Source organism: Piscinibacter sp. PDB1-1, assembly GCF_056675995.1.
This window is the reverse complement of the sequence record NZ_JBWVZJ010000004.1, coordinates 41128-59710: the sequence shown is the minus strand read 5'-3', so window position 1 is coordinate 59710 and position 18583 is coordinate 41128. Positions and strand designations below refer to the sequence as shown.

15 protein-coding genes and 1 riboswitch are annotated in these 18583 nt (G+C 68.5%); of the genes, 5 read left to right on the top strand and 10 right to left on the bottom strand.

Features of this window, described 5'->3' with window-relative positions; genetic code table 11:
* Position 1: 1 nt before the first annotated feature.
* The 8 genes from AC1KAR_RS19690 to AC1KAR_RS19655 form a co-directional block, all read right to left on the bottom strand.
* Complete coding sequence (locus AC1KAR_RS19690; RefSeq protein ID WP_480320883.1) at positions 2-505, bottom strand: LPS-assembly lipoprotein LptE; 504 nt, start codon at positions 503-505, stop codon at positions 2-4.
* Positions 506-3121 (bottom strand): leucine--tRNA ligase, encoded by a 2616-nt coding sequence (gene leuS, locus AC1KAR_RS19685; RefSeq protein ID WP_480320881.1) that lies wholly within the window; start codon positions 3119-3121, stop codon positions 506-508.
* Positions 3122-3212: 91 nt separating this feature from the next.
* Positions 3213-4718 carry an FAD-linked oxidase C-terminal domain-containing protein gene (locus AC1KAR_RS19680; RefSeq protein WP_480320879.1) on the bottom strand — a complete coding sequence of 502 codons (1506 nt, stop codon included), beginning with the start codon at positions 4716-4718 and terminating at the stop codon, positions 3213-3215.
* The gene (locus AC1KAR_RS19675) at positions 4715-5941 is read right to left on the bottom strand and encodes an FIST signal transduction protein (protein WP_480320877.1); all 1227 of its coding nucleotides are present in this window, start codon (positions 5939-5941) and stop codon (positions 4715-4717) included. The genes AC1KAR_RS19680 and AC1KAR_RS19675 overlap by 4 nt, the downstream gene beginning before the upstream one ends.
* 22 nt (positions 5942-5963) lie before the next feature.
* The gene (locus AC1KAR_RS19670; protein ID WP_480320875.1) at positions 5964-6614 is read right to left on the bottom strand and encodes a PhaM family polyhydroxyalkanoate granule multifunctional regulatory protein; all 651 of its coding nucleotides are present in this window, start codon (positions 6612-6614) and stop codon (positions 5964-5966) included.
* Positions 6615-6707: 93 nt separating this feature from the next.
* Entirely contained in the window at positions 6708-7712 is a 1005-nt protein-coding gene (locus tag AC1KAR_RS19665; RefSeq protein WP_480320873.1) for a TraB/GumN family protein, read from the bottom strand.
* Positions 7709-8200 (bottom strand): retropepsin-like aspartic protease family protein, encoded by a 492-nt coding sequence (locus tag AC1KAR_RS19660; RefSeq protein ID WP_480320871.1) that lies wholly within the window; start codon positions 8198-8200, stop codon positions 7709-7711. Before AC1KAR_RS19660 ends, AC1KAR_RS19665 begins: the two co-directional genes overlap by 4 nt.
* A gap of 28 nt (positions 8201-8228) precedes the next feature.
* Complete coding sequence (locus AC1KAR_RS19655; protein ID WP_480320869.1) at positions 8229-9215, bottom strand: fumarylacetoacetate hydrolase family protein; 987 nt, start codon at positions 9213-9215, stop codon at positions 8229-8231.
* Between the two features lie 263 nt (positions 9216-9478).
* Here AC1KAR_RS19655 and AC1KAR_RS19650 point away from each other — a divergent pair, with 263 nt between their 5' ends.
* From AC1KAR_RS19650 to AC1KAR_RS19630, 5 genes are all read left to right on the top strand, one after another.
* Positions 9479-10108 carry a DUF3108 domain-containing protein gene (locus AC1KAR_RS19650; protein WP_480320867.1) on the top strand — a complete coding sequence of 210 codons (630 nt, stop codon included), beginning with the start codon at positions 9479-9481 and terminating at the stop codon, positions 10106-10108.
* A 63-nt stretch (positions 10109-10171) separates the two neighbouring features.
* Positions 10172-10441 carry a BTH_I0359 family protein gene (locus tag AC1KAR_RS19645; protein WP_480320865.1) on the top strand — a complete coding sequence of 90 codons (270 nt, stop codon included), beginning with the start codon at positions 10172-10174 and terminating at the stop codon, positions 10439-10441.
* 148 nt (positions 10442-10589) lie between these two features.
* A complete protein-coding gene (locus AC1KAR_RS19640) occupies positions 10590-12896 on the top strand; it encodes an ATP-binding protein (protein ID WP_480320863.1) in 2307 nt (768 codons plus the stop codon).
* 110 nt (positions 12897-13006) lie between these two features.
* Positions 13007-15130, top strand: coding sequence for a bifunctional diguanylate cyclase/phosphodiesterase (locus AC1KAR_RS19635; RefSeq protein WP_480320861.1), 2124 nt, complete (start codon positions 13007-13009; stop codon positions 15128-15130).
* A gap of 109 nt (positions 15131-15239) precedes the next feature.
* Positions 15240-16289 (top strand): homocysteine S-methyltransferase family protein, encoded by a 1050-nt coding sequence (locus AC1KAR_RS19630; RefSeq protein WP_480320859.1) that lies wholly within the window; start codon positions 15240-15242, stop codon positions 16287-16289.
* 112 nt (positions 16290-16401) lie between these two features.
* Here the strand turns inward: AC1KAR_RS19630 and AC1KAR_RS19625 are convergent, their stop codons facing one another.
* Together AC1KAR_RS19625 and AC1KAR_RS19620 are read right to left on the bottom strand one after the other, a co-directional pair.
* Complete coding sequence (locus AC1KAR_RS19625; RefSeq protein WP_480320857.1) at positions 16402-17610, bottom strand: HD-GYP domain-containing protein; 1209 nt, start codon at positions 17608-17610, stop codon at positions 16402-16404.
* A gap of 103 nt (positions 17611-17713) precedes the next feature.
* On the bottom strand, positions 17714-18349 hold the full coding sequence (locus AC1KAR_RS19620; protein WP_480320855.1) for an OmpA family protein: 636 nt from the start codon (positions 18347-18349) through the stop codon (positions 17714-17716).
* 149 nt (positions 18350-18498) lie between these two features.
* Positions 18499-18574, top strand: a riboswitch (S-adenosyl-L-homocysteine riboswitch).
* The last annotated feature ends 9 nt before the right edge of the window (positions 18575-18583 follow it).

The following is an 18583-nucleotide window of genomic DNA, read 5'->3' as shown; positions in this document are numbered from 1 at the left end:
CTCAGAGCGTTTGAACGGCGGCCAGGCGGCGCAGCACCTGCGCTGCGATGTCACTACGCATGGCGCGATAGAGAGAGTCTTCTTCCAGATCCTTGGCCAGCGCGTCGCGCTCGTTGTAGGTCATGTCGCGCGTGAGCGCAATCTCGGTCGGCTTGATGAGCTCCTTGCCGCCGGGTGTGCGCAAGCGGAAGGTGAGCACGGCGCGCAACTGGAACTCGCGCACCTGGCCGGAGGTGGTCGATGCCACCACGCCCTTGCTGCGCCCGTCGTTCAGCGCTTCGAGCACCACCTCGGCCTGCGCGGCGGATTCGACGACCTTGGTGGTCGTGCTGGCCGAGATGCTTCGGCGCAACTCGTCGGCCATGGGCGAATGCGCCTTGAAGCCCGCAAGCTGGATCGTCTTGAAGGGCAGCTCGGGTGGGCCGCGCAGCTTGAAGCCGCAGCCGGCCACGGCCACGGCGACCGATGCAAGAAAAGCCCGTCGAAGCGTGCGGGGGGCTCGCATCTAGCCGACGACGACGTTCACGAGACGCCCTGGGACGATGATGATCTTCTTGGGTGCCTTGCCTTCGGCGAACTTGATGAAGTCGCCGTTCGCCAGCGCGGCGGCTTCGATCGCCGCCTTGTCGGCACCGGCCGGCACCTTGATTGCGCCGCGCAGCTTGCCGTTGACTTGCAGCATCAGATCGATCTCGTCTTGCACGAGCGCGGCTTCGTCGACCTGCGGCCAGGGCGCGTCGAGCAGGTCGCCGTGCACGGCGGCGTAGCCGAGCACGTTCCAGAGCTGCCAGGTGATGTGCGGGCAGGCCGGATACAGCGCACGCAGCAGAATGCCGAATGCCTCGCGCACCACGCCGGGCGCACCGACCTTGAAGCCTTCGAGCGCGTTGAGCAGTTTCATCGCGCCGGAGACAACGGTGTTGTACTGCATGCGCTCGTAGTCGTAGCTGACCTGCTTGAGCACGTTGTGCACCTCGCGACGCAGTGCCTTGGCCTCCGCGCCATCAGCACCCGTGTTGTCGCCGGTGGCACGGATCGCCTCGGCGTTCTTGGTGCCGAAGTTCCACACGCGGCGCAGGAAGCGGTGCGCGCCCTCGACGCCGGCGTCGTTCCACTCCAGCGTCTGCTCGGGTGGCGAGGCGAACATCACGAACAGGCGCGCGGTGTCGGCACCGTAGCGCTCGATCAGGTCCTGCGGGTCGACGCCGTTGTTCTTGGACTTGGACATGGTCGTCCAGCCCTCGTAGGTGACGGGCTGGCCGTCGGCCTTGAGCGTGGCGGACAGCACATGCGCGTGGTCGTCGCGCACGATGTCGAGCTGGTGTGCCCAGTAGTAGTCCTTGCCGGTATCGGTGCGCGAGAAGGCTTCGTTGAGCACCATGCCCTGCGTCAGCAGCCTGGTGAAGGGCTCGTCGATCTTCACGAGCTTCAGGTCACGCATCACCTTGGTCCAGAAGCGCGCGTACAGCAGGTGCAGGATCGCGTGCTCGATGCCGCCGATGTACTGGTCCATCGGCATCCAGTAGTCGGTGCCGCCGGCGACCATCGCATCGGGGTTCTGCGCATCGCAATAGCGCATGAAGTACCACGAGCTGTCGACGAAGGTGTCCATCGTGTCGGTCTCGCGGCGTGCGGGCTTGCCGCAGGTCGGGCACTTGCACGAGAGGAAGGCTTCGTTCTTGTTGAGCGGGTTGCCGCTGCCGTCGGGCACCACGTCTTCGGGCAGCACGACGGGCAGGTCGCGCTCGGGCACCGGCACCGGGCCGTGCTCTTCACAGTGGATGATGGGGATCGGCGTGCCCCAGTAGCGTTGGCGGCTGATGCCCCAGTCGCGCAGGCGCCAGGTGGTCTTCTTCTCGCCCAGGCCCTTGTGCGCGAGCGCCGCGGCCACCGCATCCACCGCCGCCGTGTAATTCAGGCCGCTGAAGTTGTCGGAGTTGATGGTGACGCCGCGCTGCTTGTCGCCGTACCACTCCTGCCAGTGGTCGTAGCTGTAGTGCTCGCCGTCGACGTGCACCACCTCCAGGATGTCGATGCCGTACTTCTTGGCGAAGGCGAAGTCGCGCTCGTCGTGCGCCGGCACGCCCATCACCGCGCCGTCGCCGTAGCTCATCAGCACGTAGTTGCCGACCCACACCGGCACGCTCTCGCCGGTGATCGGGTGCGTGACGTTGAGGCCCGTGGGCACGCCCTTCTTCTCTTGCGTCGCGAGCTCGGCCTCGGTGGTACCGCCGGCCTTGCACTCTTCGATGAAGGCGGCCACGGCCGGGTTGCTCTTTGCGGCATGCGCGGCCAGCGGGTGCTCGGGCGCGACAGCAGCGAAGGTCACGCCCATGATGGTGTCGGCGCGCGTCGTGAAGACATACATGCGGCCGTCTTGAATCAGCTTGCCGTCGCTGCCGGCGATCTGGTGCGTGAAGGCGAAGCGCACGCCCTCGCTCTTGCCGATCCAGTTCTCCTGCATCAGCTTCACGCGCTCGGGCCAGCCGGGCAACTGCGTGCTCACGTGGTCGAGCAGCTCACCTGCGTACTTGGTGATGTTGAGGTAGTAGCCGGGGATCTCGCGCTTCTCGACCACCGCGCCCGAGCGCCAGCCCTTGCCGTCGATCACCTGCTCGTTGGCGAGCACGGTCTGGTCGACCGGGTCCCAGTTGACGACCTGGGTGCGGCGCTCGGCGATGCCGGCCTCGAGCATCTTGAGGAACAGCCACTGGTTCCACTTGTAGTACGCGGGCGAGCAGGTGGCGACTTCGCGCGACCAGTCGATGGCCAGCCCCATCGCCTGCATCTGCTTCTTCATGTAGGCGATGTTGTCGTAGGTCCACTTCGCGGGCGGCACCTTGTTCTTGATCGCCGCGTTCTCGGCCGGCAGGCCGAAGGCGTCCCAGCCCATGGGCATCAGCACGTTCATGCCCTTCATGCGCAACTGGCGCGTGAGCATGTCGTTGATGGTGTAGTTGCGTACGTGGCCCATGTGCAGCTTGCCCGAGGGGTAGGGCAGCATCGAGCAGGCGTAGAACTTCTCGCGGCTGGTGTCCTCGATAACGCGGTAGGCATCGGCCTTGTTCCAGGCTGCCTGCGCGGCGCGCTCGATGTCGGTGGGCTTGAAATCGGGGGTCATGGTCGAGCCGGGCGAACGGCACCGCTGGGGAACGGGCGATTATAGGAACGCACCGCCCCCGTCAGCGCCCCTCGCCCCGGGCTCGCCACCCCTAGAACCTCGGCAGTTCGGCGAAGGGCAGCAGGCCCTTGCGGACGTGCATCTTTCCGTACTCGGCGCAGCGGTGCAGGCTCGGGATCACCTTGCCGGGGTTGAGCAGGCCAGCCGCATCGAAGGCGCGTTTGACACCCAGCATCTGCTCGCGCTCCTCCGGCGAGAACTGCACGCACATGGACGACAGCTTCTCGATGCCCACGCCGTGCTCACCCGTTACCGTGCCGCCGAGGCGCACGCTCGTCTCCAGGATGTCAGCACCGAACAGCTCTGCGCGGTGCAACTGGTCGGGATCGTTGGCATCGAACAGGATCAGCGGGTGCAGGTTGCCGTCACCTGCGTGGAAGACGTTCACGCAACGGAGCTGGTACGTCTGCTCCATCTGGTTGATGGCGATCAGGATGTCGGCCAGGCGCTTGCGCGGGATGGTCGAGTCCATGCACATGTAGTCGGGGCTGATGCGCCCGCTGGCCGGGAAGGCGTTCTTGCGGCCGCTCCAGAAGCGCAGGCGCTGCGTCTCGTCGCGGCTCACCTCCATGCGGGTGGCGCCGCTTTCGATCAGCACATCTTGCATGCGGCCGATCTCTTCGGCCACTTCTTCGGGCGTGCCGTCGCTCTCGCACAGCAGGATGGCGGCGGCGTTGAGGTCGTAGCCCGCCTTCACGAAGTCTTCGACGGCGGCGACCATGGGTTTGTCCATCATCTCCAGCCCGGCCGGGATGATGCCGGCCGCGATGATGTTGGCCACCGCGTCGCCGGCACGCGAGATGTCGTCGAAGCTCGCCATGATGCAGCGCGCGAGCTGCGGCTTGGGCACGAGCTTCACAGTGGCCTCGATCGCGACGGCGAGCATGCCTTCGCTGCCGATCATCACGCTCAGCAGGTCGAGCCCGGCGGCGTCGAGCGCCTCGGAGCCGAACTCCACCGCCTCGCCTTCGGCCGTGTAGCCGCGCACGCGCAGCACGTTGTGCACCGTCAGGCCGTATTTGAGGCAGTGCACGCCGCCGGAGTTCTCGGCGATGTTGCCGCCGATGGTGCAGGCGATCTGGCTGCTCGGGTCGGGCGCGTAGTACAGGCCGTAGGGCGCGGCCGCCTCGCTGATGGCGAGGTTGCGTACGCCGCACTGCACGGTGGCGGTGCGGGCCATCGAGTCAATGCGCAGGATCTGGTTGAACTTGGCCAGGCTCAGCGTGATGCCCATGCGGTGCGGCATGGCGCCGCCAGACAGCCCCGTGCCGGCGCCGCGCGCCACCACGGGAACCTCGAGGCGGTGGCAGGTGCGCAGCACGGCGGCCACCTGCTCTTCGGTCTCGGGCAGGGCCACGGCGAGCGGCTGCTCGCGGTAGGCGGTGAGGCCGTCGCACTCGTAGGGCGTGGTGTCTTCGCCCTGCCAGAGCAGTGCGTGGGGCGGCAGCACGGCCGCGAGTTCGGCCACGACGAGCGACTGGCGGGCCACGCGTTCATCTCGCGTGGCGGTGGAAGGAGGCAGGGTCATGTCGTTCATGGGGATCGAAACACGGTCAGCACACCGGTGTAGCCGTAGAGATGGCGCCGTGCGATCTCGCCCGAGGCGAAGAAGCCGGCCAGCGGCACGTCGCCCAGCGCGCGGCGGATGATGGCCAGCTCGGCCGAGGGCGCACCGAAGTGCGAGCCACCGCGGCCCACGCAGCTCACGTACAGCGCCCCGGCGATCTGGCGTGCCGGGTGCGGCGATTGGTCGGCCTCGGCCCCCTGCAGCGCGAGCGCCGCCTCGACTGAGAGCGCCTCGGGCTCGACCTCTTCGCGGATCTCGCTGCAGATACGCACCAGGTCGCGCCGGGCGGCCTCGGTGTCACGGCGGCAGAAGGCGACCTGCATGCCGGCCTCGACCTCGTCGCTCACCGCCACGCCGCCACGCGCCGGGTCGATGCCGATCAGGTGGCGCACGCGGGTGTCGCTGCCGAACTGGCCGGGGCGCGAGAGCGCGTCATCGCTGCCGTCGACCAGGCCGACCAGGGTCTCGCGGATGCGCGGCAGGGCTTCGCGCGGCTCGGCGGCGTCCACGCCGAGGTCGCGCATCAGGCAGTCGAGGGCCGACTGCCCATCGAGCCGGGCGATCACGTTGCGATCGCCTTCGGTGATGCGGCGCACCGGCCCGACCGGCTGGCAGCCTTGGGTCACGCGCGAGACGAGTGCGACTTCTGGCGAGAAGGCCACGCCTGAGAGGCCGCCCTCGAAAACGCCGTCAGCCAGGTGCAGGGGCTGGGTGCGCGCCGAGGCCAGCCCGCCGAACAGGTAGCCGGTGGCCGTGCGGTCGCTCAGTTCGCCCAGCAGCCCGCCGAGGTCGGCCAGGCGCGGGTCGGCATGCACCTGGGCCGTGTTCGCGACAAACCCGGCCGGCGCCTGGCCCAGCGGCCGTGCGCCCGAGAACACGAAGAAGCTGTCACGCGGCAGCTCGCTCAGCATCAGCACGAGGGCCGGTTCGTCGAAATACTCGACGCCGTTGGCAGCCACACCCACGCCGACCGAGCCCACCCACGACACACCCGGCCAGCGAGCCTGCAAATCGCCCAGCAAGGCCTGCGCATGCGCGGCGTAGTGGTCGCTGAAGTAGGCCCAGCCCAGCGTGGGATCGGTGATGTGCAGCCCCGCCGAGTCAGCGCGCTGCGCCTCGATCTGCGCGGCGGCCAGCGCCACGGCCATGCGCCAGTCGGGGTGCGTGGCGTGTGCGTGGGCGAACAACTTCATGGCGGCAGGCGGTTCGATCGGATCAGAGCGACTTAGGCGCGGGCCGCTTTCGCGCGGCGCCGGTGGCCTTGCGCGCCACCTTGGCCGGCACGCCGGCCGCCTTCTTCATGGTCTGGCCCGCGGCGTTGACCGATTGCTTGACCAGTGCGCCGGCGAGGTTCTTGGCCGCGTCGGTGGCGCTGTCCTTCATCGCGTTGGTGGCAAGTTGGGCGAACTGGTTGGTCAGCGCACCCCACCACTGCATCGGGTCGACGACCTGCGGCATGGCCGCCGCGTCGGCCGGCGCGCCAGCCTTCGCGCTGCGCGGCTTCTTGGCCGCCGGGGCCTGGGTGGCGGGCGCGGGCGGTTCCTGCGGCGCGCTTGCCGACGGCGGGCGGATGGTGAGCGAATCGCGCAGGTCGTTCATCTGCACATTCATGGTCTTGAGGGTCGAGAGCGTCATGCGCTGGACCTCGAGCGCCTGGATGGTGGCGCCCAGCATGCGCGCGTTCTGCTCCAGCCAGAACTGCACGGTGCGAAGCTCCTCAATGCGCTTTTCCAGCTCTTCGGGGTTCAGTGTGGGGGCCACCCATTGACCGATGTTGGGCAACGCGGAGCCCGCGTTCTTGACCAGGCCCTGGAGGAAGTCGAAGCCCGGAACCATCTTGGTGAAGTTGGGGGTGGTGTCGGCCATGGTGTGTCTCCTTCTGCTTGTGCCCTGCGTCGAAGGCAGGCGCAGCCGATTGTGCATGCGAAGGCGCGCGACCGGGGTCGCGCCGATGACCGTTCAGGGCGCGCGAAACGGCAGCCGTTCCACCTTGTAACCGCGCTTGGCCATCAGCGCCGGCACGCCCCTCGGGCCAAACATATGCAGGCTGCCCACGGCGGCGAACACCGTCGTGCCGCCGGTGTGCAGCACATCGATGCGCGCGGCCATGCCGGGGTTGCGGTCATCGAGCAGCGCCTTCAAGGCGGCGCGCTCGCGCGGCGTGCTGGCGCAACCGCACCACTCGGGGTATCGCGCGATCTCGTTGGCGCGGCCTTCTTCCCACAGGCGGGCCACGCGCAGCAGCAGCAGGCGCGACTGGCCCTGCTCCAGGTCGTCGAGCATCTTGCCCAGGCTGTCGCGCAGGTCGGCGGGCGTCTTGCTGCGCATGAGCGCCAGTTGCATCTCGGGCGTCTCGAGCGACTGCACCGGCTTGAGCTGCTGGCGCGCAATCAATGCCAGGGCCGGATCGATGCCGTAGGCGGCGTCGAGCCCGTCGCGGCGCGCCGACATCATCACGAGCAGGGTGCCCAGCATGTCGGGCGAGACGGCGGTGAGCGTTTCGCCGGGCAGGCAGGCGGCCTGCAAGGCGCGGCGCAGGCGCTGGGCCAGGTCGTCGGGCAGCCTGCCCTCGGGCGGGCTGGCTTGCGGGGCCATGCCGTTTTGCAGGCGCTCCAGCAGGGCTGGGTCGGTGATGTCGATCTCGAGCGCCACCACCGCGCTGGCCTTGAGGGCTGCGAGTGTCTGCGGGCCGGGGAACATCCACGGCATGCGGCCCACATGCAGCGTCCCGTACAGATAGGAGCTGCGGCCATTCTTGGTGATGCGCCAGAGGAAGCCGCGGTCGCGCGCCTGGGCCAGCGCCTGGCTGCGCTCTTCGGCGGTGGGCGGGCGGGCGGGCGGCGGGCACTCGCCTGCCGGCCCGCTGGCCGACGTGCCGGGTGCGGACGCCGGCTGTTGCGCTGTGGCCAGCAGGTGAACGGCGGCACAGAGCCCCGCGGCGAGCCAGGCACGCACGCGGCTCATGGGGCACGCCCGCCGGTGTCGATGGTCAGCACCCCATCGCGTTGCTGCCAGTGCAGGCGGCCGAGCACATCCATGCCGAGCAGGGGGCGGTCGCCCAGGCCGGGCAGCGACACCATGGTGAGCCGCTCGAAGCGCACGCCGCCTTGCAGGACCAGATCGGCCCGCACGAGTTCGCCGGTGACGAGGCCGCCCGCGGTGTTGCTCTGCACCTGCCGGATGGGCGCGAGATCGAGCCGGCGCGCGAGCCGCTGCGACATCGCCGTGCCGGTGGCGCCGGTGTCGATGAGGAAATCGACCTCCACACCGTTGATGCTGCCGGGCCAGTGGTAGTGGCCATCCGGGCCGCGGTGGATCTCGATCACGCCGCCGCTCGTGACAAAGCGGCTCTGGGCGCGCTCGTGCTCCCAGGCGCGAAAGCCCAGGAACACCACCAAGCCCAGCAGCAGCCAGACGGTCGCGATCTTCAGCGTGCGCGGCAGTTCGTTCATGCGAGCCGCCCTCCCTGGCGCGGCAAGGTCATTCGACCGCCGCACGCACCGTCTGGTCGATCGCGCCGAACACCGTCTGGCCGTCCGCGCCTTTCATCTCGATGCGGATGGTGTCGCCGAACTTCATGAACTCGGTCTTGGGCTCGCCGCTCTCGATGGTCTCGATCGCACGCTTCTCGGCGATGCACGAGTAGCCGTGCGTCCAGTCCTTGTTGCTCACGGTGCCGCTGCCGACGATGCTGCCGGCGCGCACATTGCGCGTCTTGCAGATGTGGGCGATGAGCTGTCCGAAGTGGAAGGTCATCTCCGGGCCGGCGTCGCACAGGCCGACGCGCTTGCCGTTCCAGATGCTTTGCAGCGCCAGGTTCAGCCGCCCGCCCTGCCAGGTGCCGCCCACCTCGTCGGGCGTGACCGCCACCGGGCTGAAGGCCGTGGCCGGCTTGCTCTGGAAGAAACCGAAGCCCTTGGCCAGCTCGGCCGGGATCAGGTTGCGCAGGCTCACGTCGTTGGCAATCATCAGCAGGCGCACGCCTTCGAGCGCCTCGTCGGGCGTGGCCCCCATGGCCAGGTCACCGGTGATCACCGCCACCTCGGCCTCGAAGTCGATGCCCATCTTCTCGCTCGGCACCACGATGTCGTCGCAGGCGCCGAGAAAGTCGTCGCTCCCGCCCTGGTACATCAGCGGGTCGGTGTAGAAGCTCTCAGGCACTTCGGCGTTGCGCGCCTTGCGCACCAGCTCCACATGGTTGATGTAGGCCGAGCCGTCGGCCCACTGGTAGGCGCGCGGCAGCGGGGCCATGCACATCTTCGGGTCGAACGCGAAGGCATGTCGCGCGCGCCCCTGGTTGAGCGTGACATACAGGTCTTCGAGCTGCGGCGACAGGAAGTTCCAGTCGTCAAGCACCTGTTGCAAGCGGGTGGCCACACCGGTGGCGTAGTGGGCCGTACTGAGGTCGCGTGAGACGACGACCAGTTGGCCATCACGCGACCCGTCCTTGAGGCTGGCTAGTTTCATGGGGTGGGAGTCTCGTCCAGGATGTCTTGTCATCAGCGCGGGAACGGCGCTTGCCGTATTGTCAACGCATGCTCGAAACCACTTTCCCCCCTCCCTGCAAGCCTTGCGCGAGGCCCGCACGGGCCGTTGGTGCAGCGTTGCTCGCCTTGCTGCTGGCGCCGACCGTGGGTCAAGCCGCCCCGACAGCGGCCGGATCGTCGGCAAACCTGATACCCGCGGCAAACACCGCGCCTGCCGAGGCACTGCCGGTCTACCGCACCAAGATGCCGCCCGCGATCACCCTGAACTACGACATGCGCCAGGGCGCGTTCAGCGGCAGCGGGCTCTTGCAGTGGCGCCCTGCGGCCAACAGCTACGAGGCTCGCATGCAAGGCCGCGTGGCGGGTTTCAACATCCTCACCTGGGTCAGCACCGGCGGATTCGACGCCGCCGGCATCGCCCCAGTGCGCTACAGCGACCAGCGTCGCAACAAGGAGCCGCGCCTGGCGCAGTTCGACCGCAAGGAAGGCAAGGTCAGCTACAGCACCGATGCAGCGCAGTTTCCCTTGCCCCCCGGCGCGCAGGACCGCCTCAGCTGGATGATCCAGATCGCCGCCATCGCCAGCGCCGACCCCAAGCGCTTGGCGCCCGGGGCGCGGGTGTCGATGTTCGTGTCGGGTGCGCGCGGCGACGCCGATATGTGGCACTTCCAGGTGGTGGGCACCGAAGAGGTCTCGGTGGGCGGCAAGTCGGTGCAGGCGCTCAAGTTGCAGCGCGAACCGCGCAAACCCAACGACACCAAGGTCGAGGCCTGGCTGGCCCCGACCCTGCACTATCTGCCCGCCAAAGCCCGCCTGAGCAGCGACGATTCGGCGCTTGAGCTGAACTTGCGCAGCAGCGAACCCGGCTCCTGAGCCAGATGGTGGCTTGAATATTGCGTCTTCGCCCCGAGTTGGCAAGCAAGGAGAAACGAATCCATGCAGATGCTCTACAACTCGGACAGCTTCTCGGTCGTGCAATTCGAGGTCCCCGGCGACGAGGGCAGCAGCACGAGCATGCTCTCGCGCGGCGGCTACGAAATCGTCGACAAGTTCGCGCGCAAAGAGATCTTTATCGAGGGCGCGATGGCCGAAAGCTTCAAGGAAGGCGTGGCCGCGCTGATCGAGACCTCGCCGACCGAAGAAGAGATCGACGCCTACATCGAGCGCTATGCCTCGCTGATGCAGCAGCCCGTGATCCTGCACTGAAGCGACTGGGATGCTGCCACCGCAATAACCCGGTGGCAGCCCCGATGACGGGCGGGGGCCTGCATCAATTCACACCCAGGGCGCGCAGGGGCTTGCCGCTTCGCGCATGCTGCGCCAAGATCGTCCGCGAGTCCATGCAGGAGATGCAATGGCCAGCCCCCATGCCGATGCCCGTGTGCTGTTGTCTCCCGGCCTGAAAGACGCGCCGGTTCTCGATCGCATGTGCTCGCAGTTCGTGCTGACGCTCACCGTGCGGCACGCGGGGCGCTTCAACGTGCGGCGCGACTCGAACGGCTTGCTGGCCCTCACCGGCAAGCACCTGGTGTGGCCCGCGTCGGTGCTGTCACGCCTGAGAGTGTTCCTCAACAACCGCTGCAAGAGCAACGAGCACTGGGTCGGCCACGAGAGCCTGAGTGACGCGGCCTTCATGCAGCGCCACGGCGGCTGGAGCGGCCCGTACGAAGAAGGCACGCTCTTCTTCTACCTCGACGAATACATCAAGGACGCCCCGAAGGACCTGCTCTCGGTGCTCGGCGCCACCGCCGACTGGCTGGACCGCAGCCTGAAGAAGGAATCCACACTCGTCGAAAAGAACATCGACGCGCTTGCGGGCCTCTTGCAACTCAACCCAGCCGAGCGCGCGCTGCTGCTCTACGGCACGCTGGCCCGCTACCAGCGCGACCTGCGTGGCCTGCTGGTGGAGTTCAAGGTGTCGAACGCGCAGGAGGCGTATGCGGCGATTGCCGCCGTGGCCGGGGTGAACGAGCAGGATGTGGCCGAGGCCTTGCGCGCCGGCTCGCGGCTCGAACGCACCGGGATGATCGAGAACCTGATCTCCGAGCACAACATCACCGACCTGGCCGACCTCATGAAGGTCAGCGAGCAGTTGCCCCCGGTGCTGATGCGTCACTATGAAGGGCCCTCGGACCTGATGGCGGTGTTCACCCGCCCCGCGACGCGCAGCGAACTCACGCCGCAAGACTTTCACTTCGTCGGCGATGACCAGCAGGTGCTGACCGCCCTCCTGCGTAACGCCGTGGCGCGCAAGGAGTCTGGCGTCAACGTGCTGCTCTACGGGCCGCCCGGCACCGGCAAGACCGAGCTGGCCAAGGTGGCGGCGCAGACCGCAGGCGTGGAGTTGTATGAGGTGGAGTACGCCGATCGCGACGGCAACTCGCTCTCGGGCCGCGACCGCTACCGCTCGCTGCAGATCAGCCAGGTGTTCCTCAAGAGCAGCCCTCAGGTGGCGCTGTTGTTCGACGAAGTCGAAGACGTGTTCCCGCCGATCTCGACCGATGCGGCCCAGCTCATGGCGCGCATCGACACCGGCGACGGCGCGCTCTCGGGCAGCGTGAGCGGCAAGGCCTGGGTGAACCAGATCCTCGAGACCAACCCGGTGCCGGTGATCTGGGTGACCAACCGCATCGAGCAGATCGACCCCGCGTTTCGCCGTCGCTTCCAGTACCACCTGGAGTTGAAGAGCCCACCCCCCGGTGCGCGCGAGGCGCTCGTCACCCGCGCGCTCGAAGGCGTAAGCGTCTCGCCAGGCTTTGCCGCGCAACTGGCCGAGCGGCGCGGCCTCACGCCGGCGCAGGTGCGCACCGCCGTCAAGTTCGCCAAGTTGGCGGCCGATGCGGCCGACCCGGGCGGCTTCGAGTCACTCATCGAGCGGCAACTCGGCAACGCCGACAAGGCGCTGGGGAGTGCCGCCAACGAACGCGGCGCGCGGCGCGTGGTCACGCAGTACGACCTGAGCCTGCTGAACACCGAGTCGCGCTTCGAGCTGCCCAAGATCATCGAGGCGCTGCGGCGCAAAGGCTACGGCACTCTGTGTTTTCACGGCGCGCCCGGCACGGGCAAGACGGCTTTGGGCGAACACATCGCGCAGCAGTTGCAGCGGCCCTTGATGATCCGCCAGGCCTCGGACCTGGTGAGCAAATTCGTCGGCGAGACCGAGACCAACATGGCCCGCATGTTCGACGAAGCGCAGACCGAACAGGCCGTGCTGCTGCTCGACGAGGCCGACAGCTTCCTGCGCAGCCGGCGCATGGCCGAGCGCAACTACGAGGTGAGCGAGGTCAACGAGATGCTGCAGGGCATGGAGCGCTATGCGGGCGTGTTCATCTGCACCACGAACCTGTTCGACGATCTGGACGAGGCCGCGCTGCGACGCTTCACCTTCAAGATCCGCTTCTTGCCGCTCACCGCCGCGCAGCGGGAGCGCATGTACGTAGCCGAGGCGCTCGACGGCGACCTCGCGCGCCTCACGGCCGAGGCAGCCGACCGGCTGCACCGGCTCGATGCGCTGGCCCCCGGCGACTTTGCCGCGGTCAAGCGCCAGGTCGATGTGCTGGGCGAGGCTTTCACGCCCGACGAATTTCTCTCGCAGCTCGAAGCCGAGCACCGCGCCAAGCCGGAGGTGCGTCGCCGGCGCGACATCGGCTTTCTGCACTGACCCTCGCGCGGCGCGCACCAGATTGGGCGTCGATTCGTGAACACTTTGGCGGCTCAAGCGAGCCGCTGAGCGGCCGATAAAGACGCCATACCAAGGTGTCCGGGCGGGTCATGAACGAGGCTTACATCGGTTGGGAGTGGCGTACGGAGCTGTGGGCGGCGTCCACGGCCGTGGCCGTCTTCGCCAGCTATGTGGCGCTCGACAGCTCTCGCGGCGGCTCGTCGCGGCACCGGTTCACCGTGCTGCGCACGCTCGCTGCGGCGGCGTTGGCGCTCGCTTCGGGCGCCTGGGCCACACATTTCATCGCCATGTCGGGCGGGGCGCTGCCCTTCGCGCTCGGCTACGACCCCTGGCCGGTGTTCGGCGCGCTGGTGTTGTCGTATGGGTGCAGTTGCATCGGCGTCGGGCTGAGTGCCTTGCCGCACCTCGGCCTGCAGCGCGTGCTGCTGGCCTCGCTGGTGCTGGGCAGTGGTGCGTGCGCCGTGCCGGCGCTCGGCCTGGCGGGGTTGCACCTCGACCCGGCACCGCGCTGGAACTGGCCCATGCTCGCGGCCGCCTGGCTGCTGGCCTGCACCCTTGCCGCCTGGGCGTTGGCCATCGTGGCGGCAGACCGGCGTGGCACCGAATCCCTCGGGTCATGGGCGCAGGGCGGCGTCGCGCTCATCCTGGGTTGCGCGCTCAGCGTGGGCAATGCGGGCGTCCTTCTCTCGTTCAAACTGCCCGCAGGGGCCAAGGCACTTGCCGCGGGCCAACTCAGCAGCGGCACCGTCTCGGCGCTGGCCTGGGTGGGCGTGCCGGTCCTGCTCGCCCTGTTGCTGATCTCGTCTCTGATGGAGTCGCGCTTTCGCACGCTGTTGCGGCGCACGCGCGATGAGGTACGGCTGGCAGCGCTCACCGACAGCCTGACGAACCTGCCCAATCGCACGATGTTCGAAGAGCGCCTGCAGGTTGCCGCCATCCGCGCCGACAAGCAGCAGCAACGCCTGGCCTTGCTGTTCATCAACATCGACGGCCTGAAGGCGATCAACGAATCTTTCGGTCAGGCCACCGGCGACCGCGCCCTGTGCGAGATGGCCCGGCGCCTGAACGACTGCGTGGGCGAAGGCGAGATGGTGGCGCGCTCCGGTGGCGACGAATTCATCGTGCTGCTCGAACGCAGCCCCAGCTCGGAGCAGGCGCGGCAGATGGCCGAACGCATTCTCGGCAGCACGCACGGCTTGTGCCGCGTCGAGGACCACGAGGTGACGATGTCGTGCTCGGTGGGCATCGCGATGTACCCGGCGCATGGCGCGGTGACGCGGCTGATCGCACACGCTGCCGCGGCGATGCGCGAAGCCAAGGACGCCGGTGGCGCGAACCTGCGCTTCTTCGAGGAACGCATGGTGGCTGGAGCGCGTGAACAGATCGAGCTGCTGCAAGACCTGCGGCGCGCCATTGCGCAGCAGGAACTGGAGCTGCACTACCAGCCGAAGATCCACGCGCCCAGCGGCCAGATCACCGGCGCCGAGGCCCTGATGCGCTGGAAGCACCCACAGCGCGGCATGGTCGGACCGCACGTCTTCATCCCGCTGGCCGAACGCTACGGGCTCATCAATGCCCTGGGCAACTGGCTGATCGAAGACGTGTGCCGGCAGATCAGCGCCTGGCGCAGCGAAGGGCTGCGCATGCGCGTGGCGATCAACCTGTCGGTCCACCAGCTGAAGCAGGACGACCTGGTGCCGCGCATCGTGGGGGCGCTGAAGGCACATGGCGTCGAGCCCTCGCTGCTGACCTGCGAGATCACCGAGTCGGCCGCGATGGAAGACACGCGCGTCACGCTGCAGGTGATCGAACAGCTCTCGGCCGCGGGCGTTCACCTGTCGATCGACGACTTCGGCACCGGCTACTCCTCGCTCAGCTACCTGCGCCAGCTCGCCGCCGAGGAGCTGAAGATCGACCGCAGCTTCGTGCTCGACCTGGAGAGCAGCGCCGATGCGCGCGCGATCGTCGACGCCGTCGTCAAGCTCGCGCAGGCGCTGGGGCTGAAGGTGGTGGCCGAGGGTGTCGAGACCGAACAGCAGCAGGAGATCCTGCGCAGCCTGGGCTGCAACGAGCTGCAGGGCTACCTGTTCGCCAAGCCCATGCCGGCGTCGGCCCTGGCGCTGTGGGCCATGAAGGACGAAGGGCCGCGCCCGATCGACTTCCGGCCCTCGCTGTTCAGCGACACCTTGCTACAGAGCACCCTCCCGCGCTGAACACAGGCGCGGCGGGCCGAGCGCCGGGCCGCCACAAGCCGGCCCGCACTCCCTCCGGGGAGCGACCACGTACGCGCCGGGCGAGGGGCGCCATCTTTACAATCGACGCATGACTGCCCCGACCTACACCCGCGCTGCGGAGTTGCCCGCGATCCTCAAGAATCGCATCGCCATCCTCGACGGCGCCATGGGCACGATGATTCAGCGCTACAAGCTGACCGAAGCCGATTTCCGCGGCGATCGCTTCACCGAGCACCACAAGGACCTGAAGGGCAACAACGACCTGCTGCAGCTCACGCGGCCTGACGTGATCACCGAGATCCACGAGCAGTACCTGGCCGCCGGCGCCGACCTGATCGAGACCAACACCTTCGGTGCGACCACCGTGGCACAGGACGACTACGCGCTCGGCCACATCGCGCGCGAGCTCAACGTGGTGGGTGCGCGCCTGGCGCGTGCCGCGTGCGACAAGTTCAGCACACCCGACAAGCCGCGTTTCGTGGCCGGCGCGCTCGGCCCCACGCCGCGCACCGCGAGCATCAGCCCCGACGTGAACGACCCAGCCGCGCGCAACGTGAGCTTCGAAGAATTGCGCGAGGCGTACTACGAACAGGCCGAGGGCCTGCTCGAAGGCGGTGCCGATGTGTTCCTGGTCGAGACCATCTTCGACACGCTGAACGCCAAGGCCGCGATCTTCGCGCTCGACGAGTTGATGGAAGCCACCGGCGAGCGCCTGCCGGTGATCATCTCCGGCACGGTGACCGACGCCTCGGGCCGCATCCTCTCGGGCCAGACGGTCAGCGCCTTCTGGCACAGCGTGCGCCACGCCCGGCCGATCGCCGTCGGCCTGAACTGCGCGCTGGGTGCAGCGCTGATGCGCCCGTACATCGAAGAGTTGTCGAAGGTGGCGGGCGATACCTACATCAGCTGCTACCCGAACGCCGGCCTGCCCAATCCGATGAGCGAGACCGGCTTCGACGAGACGCCCGACATCACCGGCGGCTTGCTGGAGGAGTTCGCCAAGTCAGGCTTCCTCAACATCGCGGGCGGATGCTGCGGCACGACGCCGGATCACATCGCCGAGATCGCCAGGCGGGTGTCGGCCTACCGGCCGCGCAGCCGGCACGACCCGCTGTTCAGCGGATTGGCGGCGGCCTGACACAGCCCCCCAGTCGCTTCGCTCCTGCCCCCAGGGGCGCCGACCCGACGGCCGGGCAAAGCCCGTTCCGTGGGTTGTTGCTTCATTGGCCGCGAGCTTCGCCGCAGCGAGGTCAAGCCAAGCGCAGCAGCTTCTCCATGTAGAGCCGCACCTTGATCTCGTGCGGCGCCACACCGCCCACCACGTCGTGCGGGCGCACGCGCGTATCGCGCACCACCGGCTCGAGCAGAGCCGTGCCGCTCTTGCTCACGATGCTCGCCACCTTGGGCGCCTTGGCGTGCGGACCGCGTCGCAGCACCACCGCGAGTTCACCGCTGCCCAGGCACACATAGCTGCCCGGGGGGTAGATGCCCGTGGTCTGGATGATTGCCTTGCCGGCCTCGTCGGCCTGCTGGTGTTCGTCGAGGTAGGCCGCCTTCACCGCAGCCGACGCCGCCAGCGCCGGGCGGGCGCGGCGCATGCTCAGGCGGGCGGCATAGATGTCGGCACGCTGGAGCAGCCGCGCGAGCTGCATGCCTGGCGCCTGCGCAGCCAGCGGGCCGGCCGAGGTGCCGTGGTGATGCGCCACCGCCTGCAGCCACAGTTCGTCGCGCACGCCCGCCTCGTGAAGGCAGGCCACGGCGCGCGCGGCGTGGGTGTCGATCTGCGCACGCTGCTCGGGCGTGGGTGCGGTCTCCTGCAGCGCGAGCTGGTCTTGCAGCGCAGTCATCGAGATGTTCATCGTCAACGCGGCACAGCGCAGCGAGCGGCGCCATTCATCGGTGAACGACGGCAGTTGGCGCGCCGCCAGATCGCACAGCACGGCCACGAGCAACCCATGGAACACGCTGTACTGGTGGGCGTCGCTGGTGGTCGATTGCACCAGCACGAGCAGCGCGGCATCGGCGTCGGCCTGGGCGAGTTCAAGCAGTTCGCGCTGCAGCCTGAGCAGGCGCGGCAAGAAGTCGGCGGGCGCCGGGTCCTGCAGCAGCACGCGGCCGCGCATCTGCAGGTCGGCCCAGGAGGCGCCTCGGCTTTGTTCGAGCGGCGCGGGCTGGGTGGGGGCGACCATCACCGCGCCATCGGGCGTGGCACGCGCCATCTGCCCGAGCGATGCGTTGCGGCGCAGCATCGCATCGAGCTTGCCGGCGAGAGCGCGGTTCAGCAGCTCGCCTTCGAGTTCGTCCACATAGATCGCGCGCGAGACGAGGCGGCGGCGCTGCTCCTCGGTGGCGACCAGCACGCCCTTGGCCAGCAGCAGGTGCCCCGATGCGTCGCGCACCGACACCGGCGCAGGCTGGCCGAGGCGCAGGATTTCCGGGGGGATCTGGACGACGGGCATGGTGGGGAAGCTGGCGCGATCCTGCGCCCAAACAGTCAGGCGCTCCCCTGGTTGTCGGCCCCGTGCAGGCGGACTTGAGCCGCCTGCGCCTCGGTGCGGCCCCTTACTTCACCGCTGCCGGCGCCCTGGCCTTGTCGCCCACCAGGATCTCGATGCGCCGGTTGGCCGCGCGACCCGCCTCGTCGTCGTTGCTCGCCACCGGATCGCGCGAGCCGCGGCCGGCCACGGCGATGCGCACCGGCGAGACACCCCGCGCCACGAGCCAGTCGCGTGCGCTGGCGGCCCGGTCGAGCGAGAGCGAGTCGTTGCCCGCCACCGAGCCCTTCGAGTCGGTGTGGCCCACCACGCGCAGGTCGGCGTTGGGCACGTTGCGCAGGGCGATCACGACCTTGTCGAGCACGGCGGTGGCCGCGGGCTTGAGCGCCGAGCGGTTGGCATCGAAGGCCATGTCTCCCGGCAAGGTGATCCACAGGCGCTCGTCGGTCGTGCGCGAGAGGGTGGCGCCGGTACCGCTGAGCGAGCTGTCGAGCTGGCGCTCGGCGGCCTCCATCTGCGGTGACCAGGCCCGCGCGCCCGGCGTCTGCCCGTACACCGGCCCCGGCGACGACCCCGGCACGGCCGGCCCCGAAGGCGGCACCTGCCTGGGCGAGGAACACCCCGCCACGAGCGCCAGCGCTGCCAGGCACGGCGCGATGAAAGCGGCAACAGGGCGGCGATCCGAACGGTGAGCGAGCGTCATGGTCTTTTTGTCTGGGTGGCGAGACCGCCATTGGAACGCGTGAGGCGCGCACAGTTCACGGCCGCCGCGCCTTGTTTGTAACTGCACATGACGCGCAGCACTGCACGGCCCCACGGACACACCCCGTGCAGGCTCGCTTAAAATCGGCCGCTTCCAAGGAGCGTTGCGACGGTGTCTTCTGCTGACACCGCCAGGCTTGGAAGCTCGCAACGACGCTCACCCCAGCCTGCAAAC

Coding starts and splice junctions, on each gene's coding strand:
- AC1KAR_RS19690 (WP_480320883.1), bottom strand. CDS start 505: ATGCGAGCCCCCCGCACGCTTCGACGGGCTTTTCTTGCATCGGTCGCC.
- leuS (WP_480320881.1), bottom strand. CDS start 3,121: ATGACCCCCGATTTCAAGCCCACCGACATCGAGCGCGCCGCGCAGGCA.
- AC1KAR_RS19680 (WP_480320879.1), bottom strand. CDS start 4,718: ATGAACGACATGACCCTGCCTCCTTCCACCGCCACGCGAGATGAACGC.
- AC1KAR_RS19675 (WP_480320877.1), bottom strand. CDS start 5,941: ATGAAGTTGTTCGCCCACGCACACGCCACGCACCCCGACTGGCGCATG.
- AC1KAR_RS19670 (WP_480320875.1), bottom strand. CDS start 6,614: ATGGCCGACACCACCCCCAACTTCACCAAGATGGTTCCGGGCTTCGAC.
- AC1KAR_RS19665 (WP_480320873.1), bottom strand. CDS start 7,712: ATGAGCCGCGTGCGTGCCTGGCTCGCCGCGGGGCTCTGTGCCGCCGTT.
- AC1KAR_RS19660 (WP_480320871.1), bottom strand. CDS start 8,200: ATGAACGAACTGCCGCGCACGCTGAAGATCGCGACCGTCTGGCTGCTG.
- AC1KAR_RS19655 (WP_480320869.1), bottom strand. CDS start 9,215: ATGAAACTAGCCAGCCTCAAGGACGGGTCGCGTGATGGCCAACTGGTC.
- AC1KAR_RS19650 (WP_480320867.1), top strand. CDS start 9,479: ATGCCGCCCGCGATCACCCTGAACTACGACATGCGCCAGGGCGCGTTC.
- AC1KAR_RS19645 (WP_480320865.1), top strand. CDS start 10,172: ATGCAGATGCTCTACAACTCGGACAGCTTCTCGGTCGTGCAATTCGAG.
- AC1KAR_RS19640 (WP_480320863.1), top strand. CDS start 10,590: ATGGCCAGCCCCCATGCCGATGCCCGTGTGCTGTTGTCTCCCGGCCTG.
- AC1KAR_RS19635 (WP_480320861.1), top strand. CDS start 13,007: ATGAACGAGGCTTACATCGGTTGGGAGTGGCGTACGGAGCTGTGGGCG.
- AC1KAR_RS19630 (WP_480320859.1), top strand. CDS start 15,240: ATGACTGCCCCGACCTACACCCGCGCTGCGGAGTTGCCCGCGATCCTC.
- AC1KAR_RS19625 (WP_480320857.1), bottom strand. CDS start 17,610: ATGCCCGTCGTCCAGATCCCCCCGGAAATCCTGCGCCTCGGCCAGCCT.
- AC1KAR_RS19620 (WP_480320855.1), bottom strand. CDS start 18,349: ATGACGCTCGCTCACCGTTCGGATCGCCGCCCTGTTGCCGCTTTCATC.